13 protein-coding genes are annotated in these 17,051 nt (G+C 65.9%); 12 read left to right on the top strand and 1 reads right to left on the bottom strand.

Features of this window, described 5'->3' with window-relative positions; translation table 11 throughout:
* The first annotated feature begins 29 nt into the window (after positions 1–29).
* The 10 genes from trpD to ENJ37_01445 all read left to right on the top strand — a co-directional run bounded on the left by trpD (position 30) and on the right by ENJ37_01445 (position 12,175).
* Positions 30–1,040: an anthranilate phosphoribosyltransferase gene (gene trpD, locus ENJ37_01490; protein HHL39158.1), complete on the top strand. Its 1,011-nt coding sequence runs from the start codon at positions 30–32 to the stop codon at positions 1,038–1,040.
* Positions 1,041–1,331: 291 nt separating this feature from the next.
* Positions 1,332–2,144, top strand: coding sequence for an indole-3-glycerol phosphate synthase TrpC (gene trpC, locus ENJ37_01485; protein HHL39157.1), 813 nt, complete (start codon positions 1,332–1,334; stop codon positions 2,142–2,144).
* The gene (locus tag ENJ37_01480) at positions 2,131–2,742 is read left to right on the top strand and encodes a phosphoribosylanthranilate isomerase (protein ID HHL39156.1); all 612 of its coding nucleotides are present in this window, start codon (positions 2,131–2,133) and stop codon (positions 2,740–2,742) included. Before trpC ends, ENJ37_01480 begins: the two co-directional genes overlap by 14 nt.
* Positions 2,739–3,926 (top strand): tryptophan synthase subunit beta, encoded by a 1,188-nt coding sequence (gene trpB, locus ENJ37_01475; protein HHL39155.1) that lies wholly within the window; start codon positions 2,739–2,741, stop codon positions 3,924–3,926. The genes ENJ37_01480 and trpB overlap by 4 nt, the downstream gene beginning before the upstream one ends.
* Positions 3,927–4,092: 166 nt before the next feature.
* Positions 4,093–4,896, top strand: coding sequence for a tryptophan synthase subunit alpha (locus ENJ37_01470; GenBank protein HHL39154.1), 804 nt, complete (start codon positions 4,093–4,095; stop codon positions 4,894–4,896).
* Between the two features lie 625 nt (positions 4,897–5,521).
* Positions 5,522–6,688, top strand: a complete 1,167-nt coding sequence (locus ENJ37_01465; GenBank protein HHL39153.1) for an HD domain-containing protein — start codon at positions 5,522–5,524, stop codon at positions 6,686–6,688.
* Positions 6,689–7,528: an acetyl-CoA carboxylase carboxyltransferase subunit beta gene (locus tag ENJ37_01460; protein HHL39152.1), complete on the top strand. Its 840-nt coding sequence runs from the start codon at positions 6,689–6,691 to the stop codon at positions 7,526–7,528.
* Between the two features lie 57 nt (positions 7,529–7,585).
* The gene (locus ENJ37_01455) at positions 7,586–8,965 is read left to right on the top strand and encodes a bifunctional folylpolyglutamate synthase/dihydrofolate synthase (GenBank protein HHL39151.1); all 1,380 of its coding nucleotides are present in this window, start codon (positions 7,586–7,588) and stop codon (positions 8,963–8,965) included.
* Positions 8,473–11,250, top strand: a complete 2,778-nt coding sequence (locus tag ENJ37_01450) for an LPS-assembly protein LptD (GenBank protein ID HHL39150.1) — start codon at positions 8,473–8,475, stop codon at positions 11,248–11,250. The genes ENJ37_01455 and ENJ37_01450 overlap by 493 nt, the downstream gene beginning before the upstream one ends.
* 139 nt (positions 11,251–11,389) lie before the next feature.
* Positions 11,390–12,175, top strand: coding sequence for a hypothetical protein (locus ENJ37_01445; GenBank protein ID HHL39149.1), 786 nt, complete (start codon positions 11,390–11,392; stop codon positions 12,173–12,175).
* 32 nt (positions 12,176–12,207) lie between these two features.
* On the opposite strand, the gene ENJ37_01440 is transcribed toward ENJ37_01445, so the two are convergent.
* Positions 12,208–13,806, bottom strand: coding sequence for an L-aspartate oxidase (locus tag ENJ37_01440; protein HHL39148.1), 1,599 nt, complete (start codon positions 13,804–13,806; stop codon positions 12,208–12,210).
* Between the two features lie 735 nt (positions 13,807–14,541).
* Here ENJ37_01440 and ENJ37_01435 point away from each other — a divergent pair.
* Both ENJ37_01435 and ENJ37_01430 read left to right on the top strand, forming a co-directional pair.
* A complete protein-coding gene (locus ENJ37_01435) occupies positions 14,542–14,862 on the top strand; it encodes a hypothetical protein (protein ID HHL39147.1) in 321 nt (106 codons plus the stop codon).
* Between the two features lie 3 nt (positions 14,863–14,865).
* Positions 14,866–16,734, top strand: coding sequence for a hypothetical protein (locus ENJ37_01430; protein HHL39146.1), 1,869 nt, complete (start codon positions 14,866–14,868; stop codon positions 16,732–16,734).
* The last annotated feature ends 317 nt before the right edge of the window (positions 16,735–17,051 follow it).

Here is a 17,051-nt window from a genome sequence, read left to right as displayed (position 1 = left end):
CGGCTTTTTCAGCCGCGCAGGAGTTGACCATGATAAAAGAGGCCCTTTCGAAGGTGGTGAAAGGCGAGGACCTCACCGAAGAGGAGGCCGCGGCCGTCATGGAGGAGATCATGACCGGCGCCGCCGCTCCGGCCCAGATAGGGGCCTTCATAACGGCGCTTCGCATGAAGGGCGAGACGGTGGCCGAGATAACCGGCGCTGCCAGGGTCATGCGCGCCAAGGCCACCCCCATACGGGTCAGGGCCCTGCAGGTCGTGGACACCTGCGGAACCGGCGGCGACGAGTCCTTCACCTTCAACATCTCGACGGCCGCCGCCTTCGTCGCCGCTGGCGCCGGGCTCACGGTGGCCAAGCACGGCAACCGTTCGGTATCGTCGAGGAGCGGAAGCGCCGACGTGCTCAGGGCCCTGGGAGTGGAGATCGAGGTCGAGGTCGAGCGCGTCGAGGAGTGCCTCCGGGAGGTGGGCATAGGCTTTCTCTTCGCTCCCCTGCTCCACGGCGCCATGAAGTACGCCGCCCCCGTGCGCCGGGAGCTCGGCATAAGGACCATCTTCAACATCCTCGGACCTCTCACGAACCCGGCCGGCGCGACGTGTCAGCTCATCGGCGTCTACGATCCGCTGCTCACCGACATGCTCGCAAAGGTGCTCGGCAACCTCGGCGCCCGCTGCGCCTACGTGGTGCGCGGCGAGGACGGGCTCGACGAGATAACGCTGACCGGCGAGACTCGGGTCACCGAGCTGCGTGAGGGCTCCGTAAGGACATACCATATAAAGCCCGAAGACTTCGGCTTCGAAAGGTGCCGGCCCGAAGAGCTGCGCGGCGGCGGTCCCGAGGAGAACGCCGCCGTCATCGCCGACGTTCTGGGCGGAGCCGCGGGCCCGGCCCGCGACGTGGTGGTCCTCAACGCCGCCGCCGCCATAGCGGCGGGAGGGGCCGCCAGAAACATCGCCGACGGCGTGGCGGCGGCGGAGGCGGCGATAGACTCGGGAGAGGCCATGAAACGACTCGAAGACCTGCGCGCCCTGACCAACAGGTGAGGAGGCTCCGATTGACTGCTCCGGGGGAGACCTTCCTGCAGAGGGACCGTGGGCCCGCGTTTCTCCCGGACCCCTTGTGCGTTGTTAGGGAAGCTCTGATTTATTGCACTGAGGGAACCTTTTTGTAAAAAGGTTCCCTCAGACTCCCTCCAAAAACTTTTACCGCCCTGCGGTTCATCCCGATTTTGCTTGCAAAATCGGGATGAACCGCAGGGAATTAAAAGTCTTTGAAGGGGGTCTGGGGGAAACTTTCTGTAGAAGGGCCATAGGCCCACTCCAGGTCCATGAAAGATGCTTGACGAGATAGTGAGGTTGAGGCGCTGCGACGTGGAGGCGTTGAAGGCGAGGCGGCCCCTGGCGGCGGTCCGGTCGGCCGCGGCGGCGGCCGCGCCGCCGCGCTCGCTGAAGGCGCGCCTTGAGGGCGGACGGTCGTCCTCAACGGTGAGGGTGATCGCCGAGGTCAAGAGGGCCTCGCCCTCCAGAGGCGACATCAGTCCCCACTGCGACCCCGTGGAGACGGCCGCGGCCTACGAGGCCGCCGGCGCCGCGGCCGTGTCGGTGCTGACCGAGGAGCGTCACTTCAAGGGTAGCCTCGACTTCCTCTCGGCCGTGCGCGCCCGCGTGGCGGTGCCGGTCTTGAGAAAGGACTTCATCTTCGACCCCTACCAGCTCTACGAGGCGAGGGGGGGCGGGGCCGACGCCGTGCTGCTCATCGCCGCCGTGCTCGACGACGTGCTCTTGCGCGAGCTCATGGCCCTTTCGGGAGAGCTCGGCATGGACGCCCTCGTGGAGGTCCACGACGAGGGGGAGCTTGAGAGGGTCGTCGAGGCGGGGGCCGGGATTATAGGCATAAACAACAGGGACCTGCGGGACCTCACACTCGACCTGGAGACGACGGCGCGTCTTGCCCCGCTGGTGCCGGAAGGCAAGGTCGTGGTGAGCGAGAGCGGAATAGGATCGGCGGCTGACGTAGTAAGGCTTTCGCGCTTCGGTGTGGACGCCTTTCTCGTGGGGAGCTCGCTCATGGCCCACGCCGACCCCGGCGGAAGGCTCGCCGAGCTTGTGGGGGCGCTGGGGGAGGCTTCGGACGTTGCCGAGGGTTAAGGTCTGCGGCATAACGTCGCCGGGTGACGCCGAGGCAGCGGCGCGGGCCGGGGCCGACGCGCTGGGGTTCATCTTCTACGAGAAGAGTCCACGCCGTGTGACGCCAGAGGCCGCCGCGGCCATGACGGCGGGGCTCGGACCCTTCGTCACCACCGTGGGGGTCTTCGTCGACGAGGCGGTGGAAGAGGTGAACCGCACGGTCGAGGTCGCCGGGCTCGACAGGGTGCAGCTCCACGGCCGCGAGGGGCCCGACTACTGCGCGGCCGTCGACGCCCCGGTCATAAAGGCCTTCAGGGTGGGGCCGGGCTGGGACGGCTCGGTGCTCGACGACTACGACGTCACGGCCTTCCTGCTCGATACCTACAGGCCCGGGGCGCCGGGCGGCACGGGCGAGAGCTTCGACTGGCGGCTCGCCGTGGAGGCGGCCGGAAGGCACACCGTCATACTGGCCGGGGGGCTCACATGCGAAAACGTCGCCCGTGCGGTGCGCACGGTGCGGCCCTACGCCGTTGACGTCTGCTCCGGGGTGGAGAGCGCCCCGGGGGTGAAGGACCGGCGAAAGCTTGCAAAGTTCATCGAAACGGTAAGGACGCTATGAAGAGAGTTCCCGACGGAAAGGGGCACTTCGGCCCATACGGCGGCAGGTACATATCGGAGACGCTCATGCCGGCCGTGCTCGAGCTCGAGGAGGCCTACGGGCGCTTGCGGGGCGACAGGGAGTTCAAGGAAGAGTTCGCCCGCTACCTGAGCGAGTACGTGGGCAGGCCCACGCCGCTCTACCACGCCGAACGGCTGAGCGAGCGCGCCGGCGGGGCCCGTATCTATCTCAAGCGCGAGGACCTCTGCCACACGGGGGCCCACAAGATAAACAACACCATAGGCCAGGTGCTCCTTGCCCGCCGCATGGGCAAGCGCCGCGTCATAGCCGAGACCGGCGCCGGCCAGCACGGCGTGGCCACGGCCACGGTGGCCGCCATGTTCGGCCTCGAGTGCGTCATCTACATGGGCGAGGAGGACATGGAGCGCCAGGCGCCCAACGTCTTCCGCATGCGCCTTCTCGGCGCAGAGGTCGTGCCCGTGACTTCCGGCTCCAGGACCCTCAAGGACGCCATGAACGAGGCGCTGCGCGACTGGGTGACAAACGTGCGCGACACCTTCTACATCATAGGCAGCGTGGCCGGGCCCCATCCCTACCCCATGATGGTGCGCGACTTCCAGTGCGTCATAGGCCGCGAAACACGGCGCCAGGTGAAGGCCGCAACGGGCGGGCTACCGGACCTGCTCATCGCCTGCGTGGGCGGCGGAAGCAACGCCATGGGGCTCTTTCATCCCTTCCTCGGCGACGAGTCGGTGGAGATGGTGGGGGTCGAGGCGGCGGGCGAGGGACTTCGCACCGGCCGCCATGCGGCCAGCATCTCGGGCGGCAGCGTGGGCGTGCTCCACGGCAGCAAGTCCTACCTCCTCCAGGACCGCAACGGTCAGGTGCTCCACACCCACTCCATATCGGCGGGCCTTGATTATCCCGGCGTGGGGCCGGAGCACTCGTACCTCAAGGATACGGGTCGCGTCCGTTACACCGCCGTCACCGACAGGGAGGCCCTCAGGGGTTTCAGGGAGCTCACGGCCGCCGAGGGCATCATACCGGCCCTGGAGAGCTCGCACGCCGTGGCCTACGCCCTGAAGGCGGCGCGCAGGCTCGGCCGCGAGGCCGTGGTGGTCGTCAACCTCTCGGGCCGGGGAGACAAGGACCTCGATACGGTCTCGCGGGCCCTCGGAGGATGAGCGGGGGAGCGGCGCTCATGGGAAGGGGAGGCCGGCGTGGTCGCGCATCGGCGCCCGTCTCGACACTCTCGTAGCGCAGCCGCGGCCCGCGCGGGGGGGAGGGGGGAGGGGCGCAAGGGCGTAACATATCCCGCCCGCGGCGGGAGAGAAGAGCAGGGATGAAGAGATGTCCGAGAGGATAAAGGAAGTATTCGACAGGCTCAGGCGAAGCGGAGAGAAGGCGCTCGTGGCCTTTGTGACGGCCGGGGACCCGGACCTGGAGGCTACGGAGGAGATAATCGCCGAGATGGAGCGCAGGGGGGTGGACATCGTCGAGCTCGGCGTGCCCTTCTCCGATCCCATGGCCGACGGTCCCACCATCCAGGCATCGAGCGAGCGGGCCCTGCGGCGGGGAACGACGCTGCGCGACGTGCTCGGGCTCGTGGCCCGCGTAAGGAAGAAGAGCGGCATACCGATAGTGCTCTTCGGGTACTACAATCCCGTATTCGTCTACGGTCCGGCAAACTTCGCCCGCCATGCGGCACGGGCCGGCGTGGACGGCGTGCTCGTCGTGGACCTGCCGCCCGAGGAGGCCGACGAGCTCACAACGGAGCTCGACAGGGTGGGGATCGACTTCATATCGCTTCTTGCGCCCACGAGCGACGAGCGGCGCATCGCTCTTGTGGCCTCGCGGGCCTCGGGCTTCATCTACTACGTCTCGCTCACCGGCGTGACCGGCGCGCGAAAGAAGCTCTCGACGGCCGTCTCCGGCGCGGTGCGCCGGATCAAGGCGGTTACGGACCTGCCCGTGTGCGTGGGCTTCGGCGTCTCCACCCCGGAGCAGGCCGGGGCCGTGGGCCGCAGCGCCGACGGCGTGGTGGTCGGCAGCGCCATAATCGACATCATAGCGGCCTGCGGGGAGAGGGAGGAGATTGCGGGGCGGGTCGGCGACTTTGTGGGGGAACTCAAGGCCGCCCTGGCGGGACGGTAGGTACGGACCGCCTCGAAGGCGGGAGGCGGCGAGACAGGAGAGGGGGGACGAAATGGCCGAGGGCGGTACGAGGCGGTCCGGAACGGCCAGGGCGGGCGGGCGCGCAGGCGCGGCCGCCGCGCAGCGCGGGAGCGCGAGGCTCGACAGGCGCGTAAAGTCGCTGGAGATAGAGCTGCAGCTCTACAAGGAACTCTGCGGGGCCGGCGCCTCGAACTCCGAGCCCCGGGAGCTTCTCGGCAGGCTCCTCGACTTCTGCCTCGACGCCGTGGAGGCGGACGCGGGCACGCTCTACCTCCTCGACGACGGGGCCGGGGAGCTCGTCTTCGAGGTCGTGCGCGGCCCCATGGCCTCGAAGCTCGAGGGCATGCGCATGCGCTCCGACCGCGGCATAGCCGGGGCCGTGGCGGCGAGCGGAAAGCCCTTCATGAGCGAGGACCTCTCCTCCGAGGACCTGTGGCTCGGCCTGAGGGACGGCTACGCCCCGAGAGACATCCTCGCCGTGCCGCTCAAGGCGAAGCGGAAGGTGATGGGCGTGGTGGAGGTCATAAACAAGGAGGGAGGCAGGCCCTACACCAAGGAGGACCTGCGCCTGCTCAAGTCCATATCCAGCCACTTCTCGCTCATCATGGAGCGCACCAGGCTGCTCGCCGAGCTCGACAGCCGCATCGAGCAGCTCTCCATCCTCAACGAGGTGGGAAACCTCCTCGTCTCGACGCTGGATCAGAAGGTGGTGCGCGAGCGCGCCATGGAGGCCATCACGCGGCTCATGCACGCCGAGGCGGGCTCGCTGCTGCTCATCGACAACGAAAGCGGCGAGCTCTTCTTCGAGGTGGCCCTGGGCGAGAAGGGCGAGCAGGTCAAGCAGGTGCGTCTCAAGATAGGCGAGGGCATCGCCGGCTGGGTCGCCAGGTACGGAAGACCGGTCAACATCGGCGACGTCACCAGGGACAGGCGTTTCCTCGCGGAGGTGGACAGGCAGAGCAACTTCAGGACGCGCTCCATACTCTGCGTGCCCGTCAAGATCAAGAACAAGATCATAGGCGTGCTCCAGGCCATAAACCGCGTGGGCCGCGAGGCCTTCACAAAGGACGACCAGCGCCTCTTCCAGCTCTTCTCCAACCAGGTGGCCATCGCCCTCGACAACGCCAGGCTCTACGAGGAGGTGAAGGAGACCTTTTACGCCACGAGCCAGGCCCTGGCCGACGCCATCGAGATGCGCGACCCCTACACTGGCGGTCATACAAGGAGGGTGCTCGAGTACAGTCTCGCCATCGGCAGGCGAATGGGCCTTGATTCGAGCGAGCTCGAGGTGTTAAAACTCTCGGCCGTGCTCCACGACATAGGGAAGATCGGCATAGAGGACAGGGTCTTGAGAAAACCCGCGCCCCTTGACCGCCACGAGGCCGCCGAGATGAGGCTCCATCCCGGCAAGGGGGCCGAGATACTCAGGCGCGTGCCCCAGCTCAAGGACGTGCTGCCCGGCACCCTCCACCACCACGAGCGCTACGACGGCAAGGGCTATCCCGAGGGGCTCAAGAACGGCCGCATACCGCTTGTGGCCAGGATAATAGCCGTCTCCGACACCTACGACGCCATGACCACCACGCGGCCCTACAGAAAGGGCCTCGATCCGGCGGTGGCCGTGGCCGAGCTCAAGAGGTGCGCGGGCACGCAGTTTGACAGGAAGGTCGTAGCCGCCTTCATCGAGGCCTACGAGAACGGCGAGATAACGGGATGCGGCAGCGGCCCTGCCGCCGGGAGCGGTACGCGGCGTGAGCGGGGCGGTCCATAGATGATCTGGTTCAGAAAGAAGAAGCCCGGCCCCTCGGTGGCGAGGACCGTCAACGTCCCCAGGGGACTGTGGGTCAAGTGCAACCACTGCGGCGAGATAATCTACAAGAAAGAGGTGGAGCGCAACCTCGACGTCTGCCCCAAGTGCGACTACCACTTCAGGATATCGGCGAGGACGCGGCTCGATATCGTGCTCGACGACGGCACCTTCACCGAGTACTTCGCCACGCTCGAGGCCGTCGACTCCCTTGACTTCAGGGACGTGAAGAAGTACAAGGACAGGCTCAAGGCGGCGCGCAAGGGCCTGGACTGCGCCGACGCCTTTATCGCCGGCGAGGGGCTCGTCGAGGGGCGCAGGGTGATGATCGGCGTCTTCGAGTTCGCCTTCATGGGCGGCAGCATGGGGAGCGTGGTGGGCGAGAAGATCGCAAGGCTCGCCGAGACGGCGCTCGCCGAGCGCACGGCGCTGGTCATATTCTCGTCGTCGGGCGGGGCGAGGATGCAGGAGGGGATATTCTCGCTCATGCAGATGGCCAAGACCTCGGCCGCGCTGCGGCGGCTCAAGGAAGAGGGCGTGCCCTACATCTCGGTGCTCACCGACCCGACGACCGGAGGGGTGACGGCCAGCTTCGCCATGCTCGGCGACGTCATAGTGGCCGAGCCCAGGGCGCTCGTCGGTTTCGCCGGACCGCGGGTCATAGAGCAGACCATCAGGCAGAAGCTGCCCGAGGGCTTCCAGAGGGCCGAGTACCTGCTCGAACACGGCATGATAGACATGATCGTCGACAGGAAGATGATGAAGAGCACCCTTGCCAACCTCATAGGCCTGCTCACGGACTGAAGAGGGCCTTTCCAACTTGCACCGGCCGCTTCGCAGCGGCCTTTTTCCGTTCCGAAGATGCCTTCCATCGAAGATACGCTCCGACACCTCTACTCGCTCGAGGGGCGCGCCGTGAAGCCGGGGCTGAGCAGGACCCGCAGACTCCTCGCCGCGGCCGGAGAGCCCCAGCGGGCCTTCCGGTCCGTAGTAGTCGGCGGCACCAACGGCAAGGGCTCGGTCTGCGCCATGATCCACTCGGTCCTGTGCCGCGCCGGGCTGAGGGCGGGACTCTACACCTCGCCGCACCTTGTGCGCTTCAACGAGCGCATCCGCATCGGCTCCGGGCCCGGAAGCGGCGGCGGAGTCGCCCCCATGATAAGCGACGATGAGGTCGCCGGGCTCTTCGAGTACGTGAGCTCCCTTGCAGGCCCCGGCGGCGACGGCCCCACCTTCTTCGAATACACGACCGTCATGGCCCTCGAACACTTCAGGCGCTCGGCCGTCGATGCGGCGGTGCTCGAGGTCGGCATGGGCGGGCGGCTCGACGCGGTGAACGCCGTGGAAGAGCCCGTCGTCACGGTCATAACGTCCGTGGGGCTCGACCATACGCGCTTTCTCGGCTCCACCGTCGAAGAGGTGGCGGCCGAGAAGGCCGGCATCATCAAAGAGGGCGTGCCCGTGGTGACGGCGGTGGAGAGGCCCGGGGCGCTCTCCGTCATAGAGCGCAGGGCCGCCCGTGCGGGCGCGCCGCTATACAGGCTGGGCCGCGAGTTCGGCTTCACGGAGCGCGGCGCGGGAGTCTTCGACTACCGCTCCATAGGCGGAGAGAGGGTCGAGGCCATTGAGGTGGGCCTTGGCGGAGCCCACCAGCTTCGAAACGCCGCCTGCGCCGCGGCTGCCGTGGAGCTCATGGCGGACGCAGGCCTGCCGGTGGGGCTCGACTCCCTCAGGGCCGCCCTCGAGGGATGCTGCTGGCCCGGCCGCTTCGAGGTCGTCTCGACCTCGCCGCTTGTTGTGCTCGACTGCGCCCACAACCCCGACGCGGCGGCGGCGCTGGCGGCCGCCCTGCGAGCCCTCGAATACGAACGGCTCATACTGGTGATCGGCGTGCTCGCCGACAAGGACGCGGGCCGCATCCTCTCTTCGCTCGTCCCGCTCGCCGACCTCGTCGTGCTCACCAGGCCCCGCTGCGCCCGCGCGGCGGACCCCGCTCGCCTCGAAGCGCCGGCCATGCGCTACGGCGGGCGCACGCTTGTCTGCGAGCCGGTCGGCGATGCCGTGAAGCTCGCCCTGGAGCGGGCCCGGACCGGCGACGCCGTCTGCGTCACCGGCTCGGTCTACACGGTCGGCGAGGCCGCGGCCGCCATTACCCCGGCGGCCGCGGCCTCGCCGCAGGCTCCGCCAGGCCCCTCCGCACCAGGCCCCGCCACGGCAAACCCCGCCCCGGCAGGCAGGTGAGCGTGGACCGCGGCGCGACGGTGGACGGAGCGCGTTACGGGACCGCGGGCCGGACTGTCCTTGCGGCCCTATCCTTCGTCTTCCTTCTTTGCGCCCCCTGCTACGCCGCCCCCACCGAGGGCTCTCCATTCTTCAGAAGAGACCGCCCTATAGACATAGAGGCCGACGCCCTGAGCTACGACAGGGAGAGCGACACCTATCTCGCCGAGGGGAACGTGGTCGTTACCCAGGGACTTACGCGCCTTTCGGCCGACAAGATGATGATAAACATGAGCTCCGGCGCCGGCCTTGTCGCCGGTGACGTGCGCGGCACGGACGAGGCGGGAAACTCAATCGAGTGCGACTCCATAAGCTTCAACGTAAACGACGAGACGGCAGTGGTCCTGAGGGGGCGCTTCTTCTACAGGGAGATGAACGTCTACATAACGGGCGAGGAGATACGCAAGGTCGGCGAGCAGACCTACACGGCCACGGAGAGCACCTTCACGTCGTGCGACTGCGAGGAGGGCGAGGAACCGGCCTGGAGCTTCCATCTTTCGAGAGCCAAGGTGACATTCGGCGAGTTCCTTACCGGGCGCAACGCCTTCTTCAGGGTCAAGGGATACCCGCTCCTCTATTCGCCCTACGTCATAGCTCCGGTGAACAGGAAGAGGCAGACCGGTTTCCTGACGCCTGTCCCAGGCTATTCGAGGCTGCGCGGCGCGGTGCTGGGAAATTCCTTCTTCTGGGCCATGGCCGGCAACATGGACGCCACGTTCTACCTCGACGTGGAGAGCAGAAGAGGGCTCGGCAAGGGGTTCGAGTTCCGCCACAAGAGGACGCGCCGGAGCGAGGGAGAGTTCTACTTCTACCACTACAAGGAGCGCGACATCACGCGGGTGCGCCGCTTCCGCTCGGCGGTGGACAATCTCAGGAGGCCCCAGAGCGCTACCGACGACCGATGGGAGGTGAAGCTGCGCCACAGGGAGAGCCTTGCGGGGGGGGTGCGCCTCAAGGCCGACATCCACATGGTGAGCGACGACGAGTACTTCATCGACTTCGGCAGGGACGCCCTCATGCGAAGCCGCGAGAGCCTTGAGAGCACCGTGTCGCTGACGAAACAGTGGGCGGCCTACAGCCTCGTCGCCGAGCTTCGCTACTTCGACAACCTCCTGCTCGCCGACGACGACACGGTGCTGCAGCGTTTGCCGGAGGTGAGCTTCCGCAGCCCGAGCCGCGACATCTCCGGCACGCCGCTTCGCTTCTCCCTCGACTCCGCCTACGTGAACTTCCACAGGCGAAAGGGGCTTCGCGGCGACCGCATCGACCTCAACCCCAGGCTCTCGCTCCCCCTCCGCCCTGGCGGCTGGTTCGAGTTCACGCCGTCTGTAGGTCCCAGGCTCACGTGGTACTCGATAGACGACAGGGACGTGCCCGGGGTCTACGACAGGGAGAGCTTCCGGCGCTACCTGTACGACGTGCGGGGCGTGCTCACCACTACCTTTGTCCGTATCTTCAAGCCCGGCTTCGAGGTGCTCAGGAAGGTGCGCCACACCGTAAGGCCCAAGCTCGTCTATGTCTACATACCCGATGTGGATCAGAGCAGGCTTCCGCGCTTTGACAGCCTCGACAGGGTGGCAGCGGCCAACAGGATAACCTACTCGCTCAACAACACCGTCACGGGAAGGTTCGAGAAGGACGGCCGCAAGCGTTATCTCGACTTCCTCTACTTCGACATAAGCCAGAGCTACGACATCGGAGCGGCGCGCCGCCCGGCCGTCCCCGGCGTGAAGAAACAGCCCTTCTCCGACGTCACCGCCGAGGTGATCCTCCGGCCCATGGAAGCCGTGGAGGTCTCGGCCCGGGCGCTCTACGACGTCTACGAGCGCGCCCTCGACAAGTACGACATCACGGCCGGCTACGGCGACGCCTACGGCAACGCCCTCTCGCTCAACTACCGTTTCAGGAACACCCCCCCCGGTTCGCTTTCAGTCCCGTCGCCGGCGCAGCCCTCCGCCGCCTCGGCCGCGACCTCGGCCGCCGTCCTCGACAGCTCGCGCCGTTACGCTGAAGTCTACTGGCGGCTGCGCCTGGCCGACCCGGTGGCGCTGAGCTACCGCAACCGTTACTCCTTCGACGCCGGCAAGTCGCTGGAGACCGACTACGGCGCCGAGTACATGCACCAGTGCTGGGGCGTTAAGATAGAGTACCGGGACCTGCTCGAAGAACAGCTCGTCATGCTCACCTTCAGCCTCAAGGGTCTCGGCGAGGTGGGGGGAATCAAGGGCAGGTTCGAGGGGAAATGAGGGGAGGGAGGCCCCCTTGCCCTGTTGCGCTTCAAGGGGGAGCCGGCGGGTCGGGCCGCAAGGGCGTAAAAACCCCGCCTGGCGCGGCCCGATGCGCCGGCTCCCTCCGTTCCCCATGAGAAAGCGAGGAGGAAGAAAGATGGGTACGGATGTCGAGGTTTCCGGGCGTGAGAGGGCCCTGGTGGTCCTTACCCCTTCGGAGTCGAAGCGTCTCATAGCCGAGGCTGTCTGCCGGCTTGCCGAGGTGCGGGCCGCGCTCTCGAAGGGTAGGGTGGTGGTCTTTGGCGGCACGACCAACGCCTTTGTCGCCGAGCGCCTGACGGGCAGGCCCGTGGACAGGTACTGGTTCGCCGCCGGCAGGATAGGCGGCGGCCTGCTGGGCGCCAACGAGAGGGAGAGGCGGGCAGCGCCCGTGGTCGTCGTCGACGGCCGTCAGGTCGATATGAGCCCGGCCGAGGCGCTCGAGGACTTCACGGCCCGTGATGTCTGCATAAAGGGCGCGAACGCGGTGGACACCTCCGGCATGGCCGGCGTGCTCCTCGCCGATGAGCGCGGCGGCTCCATAGGGTCGGCCCTCGGCATAGTGGCCGCAAGGGGCGCAAATCTCGTCGTGCCCGTGGGTCTTGAAAAGCTCATCCCCTCGGTGGCGGAGGCCGCCACCATGTGCGGCACCGGTCGCGTCGGAAGGGCTACGGGACTCGCCGTAGGCTTCATGCCCATCGTGGGAGCCAGGGTCGTCACCGAGATCGAGGCGGTGGAGACGCTCTTCGGCTCTTCCGGCGTGCGGGCCGTGCACGTGGCCTCGGGCGGCGTGGACGGCAGCGAGGGTGCCGTCGTCCTCGCCCTTCACGGCCCCTCAGCCGGTCTTCGCGCCGCCTTCCGGCGCCTGGAGGAGATGAAAGGAGAACCCCCGGTACGCCCGTGACGCCTTCCTTTCAGTGAAGGAAGCGGAGAGGCTCACTCCCGCCTTATGACCGTGTCCCTGAGGAACCGCTCGTCGTCGCGGCGGGGGTAGTCTATGTTGTAGTGGAGTCCCCGCGACTCCTTTCTCGTCATGGCGCAGCGTATGATGAGTTCGGCGACGGTTGCGATGTTGCGCAGCTCGAGCAGGTCGCCTGTGACGGTGAAGTCCCAGTAGTATTCGTTTATTTCCCGCTGCAGCAGCCTGATGCGCCGGTGGGCCCTCTCCAGGCGCTTGTCGGAGCGGACTATGCCCACGTAGTTCCACATGAAGCGCCTGATCTCGTCCCAGTTGTGGGTGATGACCACCGCCTCGTCGCTTGGGACGGCCTCGCCGGGCTCCCAGGGGGGCACGCTGGGAAGGGGAGGGCGGTCCCTGCCCCTTGAGGTGGCGTGGGCCGCGGCGCGGTTTGCGAAGACCAGGGCCTCGAGAAGCGAGTTGGATGCGAGCCTGTTGGCGCCGTGAAGGCCGGTGCAGGCCGTCTCGCCTATGGCGTAGAGCCCTTCGATGGTGGTCTTCCCGTTGGTGTCGGTGCGCGCCCCGCCGCATATGTAATGGGCCGCCGGGACGACGGGGACGGGTCCGGCGGTGAGGTCGAAACCGAACTCGAGGCACTTTCTGTATATGTTGGGGAAGCGCTTCTTGATGAAGGCCGCGGGCCTGTGGCTTATATCGAGGAGCACGTACTCGTCGCCCCTCTTCTTGAGCTCGAAGTCTATGGCCCTGGCCACGATGTCGCGGGGTGCGAGCTCCGCCATTTCGTGGTAGCGGTCCATGAAGGTCGAGCCGTCGCGCAGCCTCAGCACGGCGCCCTCGCCCCTCAGGGCCTCGCTTATGAGGAAGCTCTTGGCTTCGGGGTGGTAGAGGCAGGTGGGGTGGAACTGGATGAACTCCATGTTGGCGACCTCGGCTCCCGCCCGGTAGGCCATGGCGATGCCGTCGCCCGAGGCCACGTCGGGGTTGCTCGTGTAGATGTAGACCTTGCCGCCGCCTCCGGTCGCCAGGACGGTGGTGGGGGCGAGCATGGTCTCCACCCGTCCCGTCGCCCCGTCGAGCACGTAGGCGCCCCATACCCGCTCGGGCCCGTCCCTGCTTACGAACTTGGTGTGCGTTATGAGGTCCACCGCCATGTGCTGCTCGTAGACGGCGATCCTCTTCTCGGCCTCCACGGCCTTTATGAGCGCGTCCTCCACCTCGCGGCCCGTGATGTCGCCTGCATGGACTATCCTGCGCTTGGAGTGGCCGCCCTCCTTGCCGAGGTCGAGCTCCAGGTGACCGTCCACACGGCGGTTGGTGAACCGTGCGCCCAACTCCATCAGCTCGCGGATCCGCGCAGGGCCGTCGCGCACGACCATCTCCACTACGGAACGGTCGCACAGACCGGCCCCGGCGGCTATGGTATCCCTTATATGGTCCTCGAAGCTGTCCTCCGCGCTGAGGACCGAGGCTATGCCGCCCTGGGCGTAATAGGTGGCCGACTCCCGCACGGCACGCTTGGTGACCACGGCCACCGTGCCCGCGCGGGCCGCCTTGAGCGCAAAACTGAGTCCCGCTATGCCGCTGCCTATGACGAGAAAGTCGCTTCGTATCTCCAAGCCCGAAACCCTCCGGAAAACAAGTGAAATCTTATGCCATGCGCGGCCCTTTGTCAAGCGGCGCGCCCGACGGCCGCGGCGCGTGGTTGCGGCTTTGCTTGCCACGACGGAGATGATCTGTAATAATTAAGGAGACTCTGGTTGATTGCACTGAGGGAACCTTTTTGTAAAAGGGTCACAGACCCCCGGTTCCCTCAGACTCCCTCCAAAAACTTTTAACGCGACTTGGTTTCCCCCTGTTTTGCCAGGCAAAACAGGGGGAAACCAAGTCGTATTGAAAGTCTTTGAAGGGGGTCTGGGGGAAACTCTCTGTAGAAGGGCCACAGGCCCACGTTTCCCCCCTGCCCCATCGTATGTTATTCGGATCTTCGGCCGTACCGGGGGGGTCGGGCCGCGCCAGGCGGGATTTTTTTACGCCTTTGCGGCCCGCCCCCCCGGTACGGCCCCCCGAGGCAGCCGACGCGGGCAGGACGCCCCTTCAAAGACTTTGGAAACTTTGATTTATTGCACTGAGGGAACCTTTTTGTAAAAGGGTCACAGACCCCCGGTTCCCTCAGACTCCCTCCAAAAACTTTTAATGCGAGCTGGTTTCCCCCTGTTTTGCCAGGCAAAACAGGGGGAAACCAAGTCGTATTGAAAGTCTTTGAAGGGGGTCTGGGGGAAACTTTCTACAGAAAGTTTCCCCCAGGGTACTTAATCAGAGTCTTCCCTGGCTTTCAATGGAGCTCTTCGCACATGGCCGAGGACATACTCGATGTATTGAAGAAGAAAGAGGCCCGCATGGAGGCCATGCTCGAGGAGGCCCGCAAGGAGGCCGACGCGAGGCGGGCCGAGGCGGTGAAGAGGGCGGGGAAGCTCGCCGAAGAGCGCCGGGAGGAGCTCGAACGGGAGCTCGCCGCCGAGAGGGCCGAGGCCGAGAAGGCCCTCGCCGCCGAGATCGAGGCCGTGGAGGAGGAGGGGCGCAGGGCCGTCGAGGAGCTGAAGGCCAGGGCCGCGGGGCGTATCGACGAGGCCGTCAGGGCGGTCGTCGATTTCGTCACCAGAAGCCTGAGATGACCGATGATAGAGCCCATGGCGAGGATCCAGATAATCGGGCCGAGAAGCCTCCTCGACGAGACGGTCAGGACGCTCCACGAGCTCTCGGTGCTCCACATAGAGGAGGTGCCCGTAGAGGACGACCCCATGCTCTCGCGCATCGCCGTGGAGAGAGACAAGCTCGAGGAAAAGGACTTTTTGCTCGCAGCCAGGGAGAGACTGAAAAATCTCCTCTTCCTCCTTGGAGAGGGCGGCGCGGAGCCCGAGAAGGCGGCGGCCGGGGATATCCGCCCGATGCTCGACGACCTTGCGCCGGTGGAAGAGGAGATCAGGGCCGTTACGGCCGAGAAGGAAAAACTCCTCGACGAGCTCTCGTCCATCAAGAGGTACGAGAAGATATTGAGGGGATTTGCACGCATCGTGACGAGGCTCGGCGGCTTTGCGCGCTTCGAGCTCATGGGGCTCACCATCGACAGGGCGCGCCAGGATGTGCTCACCCTCATAGACGAGGAGGTTGTGCGAATAACGGGCGGCGCCTACGAGATGCACCTCATAAACATCGACGAGACGACGCTGGGCGTGGTGCTGAGCTTTCCGAAGAGGTACGCCGAGACCATAAGGAGCGTGGTGCTCGGCGAGGGCATAAGCGAGATACGGCTGCCCGACGAGTACGCGGACCTGCCGCTCGTTGCGGCCATAAGGGAGATGGCCGTGAGAAAGGAGACCATCCCGCGCATGATAAGAAAGCTCGACGAACGGAGCGCCGAGCTTTCCAGGCTCTGGCGCGGGAGGGTCGAGGGCCTTCTGGCCGCCGTCGAGGACGCCATCGACGAGATAGGGATGCTCTCCCACTGCGCAAGGACGAGGAGCGCCTTTGTCATGGAGGGTTACGTGCCCCGCCGTGAGTACCTGCGCACGGCCTCGGCCATGGCCGAACGCTTCGGCTACAAGGTGCTCGTCAGGGAGCTCGACCTGGACGACGTCGACGAGGCCCACGTGCCGGTGCTCATCAAGAACCCGCCCCTTGTGCGGCCCTTCGAGGTCTTTCTCGCCGCGCTGCCCACGCCGAGGTACGGCTCCGTAGACCCAACCCCCTTCTTCGCCGTCTTCTTTCCCGTATTCTTCGGCATCATAGTCGGAGACGTGGGCTACGGGCTCGCCGTGCTCGCCATCGCCCTCTTCGTGAGACGCCGCTACGGGGATAGTCCCTTTGCGCGCGATGTGGGCTATGTCTTCATCGTGTCGGCCCTGTGGACGATCCTCTTCGGCGTGCTCTTCGGCGAGTTCTTCGGCGACCTCGGCGAGAGGCTCGGCATACTCCATCCGCTGCTCTTCGACAGGATGAGGGCGCTGAAGACCTTCCTCGTCCTCTCGCTCGGCATAGGCGTCGGTCACGTCATGCTCGGCATCGTCCTCGGCTTCACAAACATGGTGCGCCGCGGCCGGGTGCGCGAGGCTGCCGCCCGCTTCGCCGCCTTGGTCTTCGTCCTCTCCATCCTCGCGGCTGCTGCCGCGGTGACGGGGTGGCTGCCGCCGACGGTCACGACGCCGGCGCTGGCGACGCTTGCCGTCTCCGTGGCGGCCGTAACCGTGCTCGAGGGCATCGAGGGACCGGTGCAGTTCATCGAGACGGTGGCCAACATCATCTCCTACGTGAGGCTCATGGCAGTGGGCACCGTGTCGGTCGTGCTGGCGGCGGTGGCCAACAAGCTCGGCGGACTGGCGGGAAGCCTCCTTCTCGGTGTCGTCATCGCCGTGATCATCCACGGCTTCAACGTCTGCCTTACGCTGCTGAGCCCGTCGATCCAGTCCATGAGGCTCCATTACGTGGAATTCCTCGGCAAGTTCTACGAAGGCGGCGGAAGGGTGTACAGACCCTTCAAAAAGCGGTAATATAAGGGAAGTTCTGATTTGTTGCGCTGAGGGAACCTTTTTGTAAAAAGGTTCCCTCAGACTCCCTCCAAAAACTTTTAACGCCCTGCGGATCATCCCGATTTTGCTTGCAAAATCGGGATGATCCGCAGGGAATTAAAAGTCTTTGAAGGGGGTCGGGGGGAAACTTTCTACAGAAAGTCTCCCCCAGGGTAATTAATCAGAGTTTCCATAGTAAGTCCGGACGCTGGCGCTCCCCGTCGCGCAGGGAGCGGACAAAGACGAGAGGCGGAGGTGTGACATGGAGAAGGCCCTACTGGCGCTGGCTGCGGCGCTCT

The organism is Deltaproteobacteria bacterium, from assembly GCA_011375175.1.
GTDB lineage: Bacteria > Desulfobacterota > GWC2-55-46 > GWC2-55-46 > DRME01 > DRME01.
Note: the sequence above shows the minus strand (reverse complement) of the source record. Positions and strands in the feature narration are given on the sequence as shown.

What these genes read in the sequence shown, in the direction of transcription:
- trpD (HHL39158.1), top strand. Translation starts at nt 30, where the DNA reads ATGATAAAAGAGGCCCTTTCGAAGGTGGTGAAAGGCGAGGACCTCACC.
- trpC (HHL39157.1), top strand. Translation starts at nt 1,332, where the DNA reads ATGCTTGACGAGATAGTGAGGTTGAGGCGCTGCGACGTGGAGGCGTTG.
- trpB (HHL39155.1), top strand. Translation starts at nt 2,739, where the DNA reads ATGAAGAGAGTTCCCGACGGAAAGGGGCACTTCGGCCCATACGGCGGC.
- ENJ37_01470 (HHL39154.1), top strand. Translation starts at nt 4,093, where the DNA reads ATGTCCGAGAGGATAAAGGAAGTATTCGACAGGCTCAGGCGAAGCGGA.
- ENJ37_01465 (HHL39153.1), top strand. Translation starts at nt 5,522, where the DNA reads ATGGAGCGCACCAGGCTGCTCGCCGAGCTCGACAGCCGCATCGAGCAG.
- ENJ37_01460 (HHL39152.1), top strand. Translation starts at nt 6,689, where the DNA reads ATGATCTGGTTCAGAAAGAAGAAGCCCGGCCCCTCGGTGGCGAGGACC.
- ENJ37_01455 (HHL39151.1), top strand. Translation starts at nt 7,586, where the DNA reads ATGCCTTCCATCGAAGATACGCTCCGACACCTCTACTCGCTCGAGGGG.
- ENJ37_01450 (HHL39150.1), top strand. Translation starts at nt 8,473, where the DNA reads ATGCTGCTGGCCCGGCCGCTTCGAGGTCGTCTCGACCTCGCCGCTTGT.
- ENJ37_01445 (HHL39149.1), top strand. Translation starts at nt 11,390, where the DNA reads ATGGGTACGGATGTCGAGGTTTCCGGGCGTGAGAGGGCCCTGGTGGTC.
- ENJ37_01435 (HHL39147.1), top strand. Translation starts at nt 14,542, where the DNA reads ATGGCCGAGGACATACTCGATGTATTGAAGAAGAAAGAGGCCCGCATG.
- ENJ37_01430 (HHL39146.1), top strand. Translation starts at nt 14,866, where the DNA reads ATGATAGAGCCCATGGCGAGGATCCAGATAATCGGGCCGAGAAGCCTC.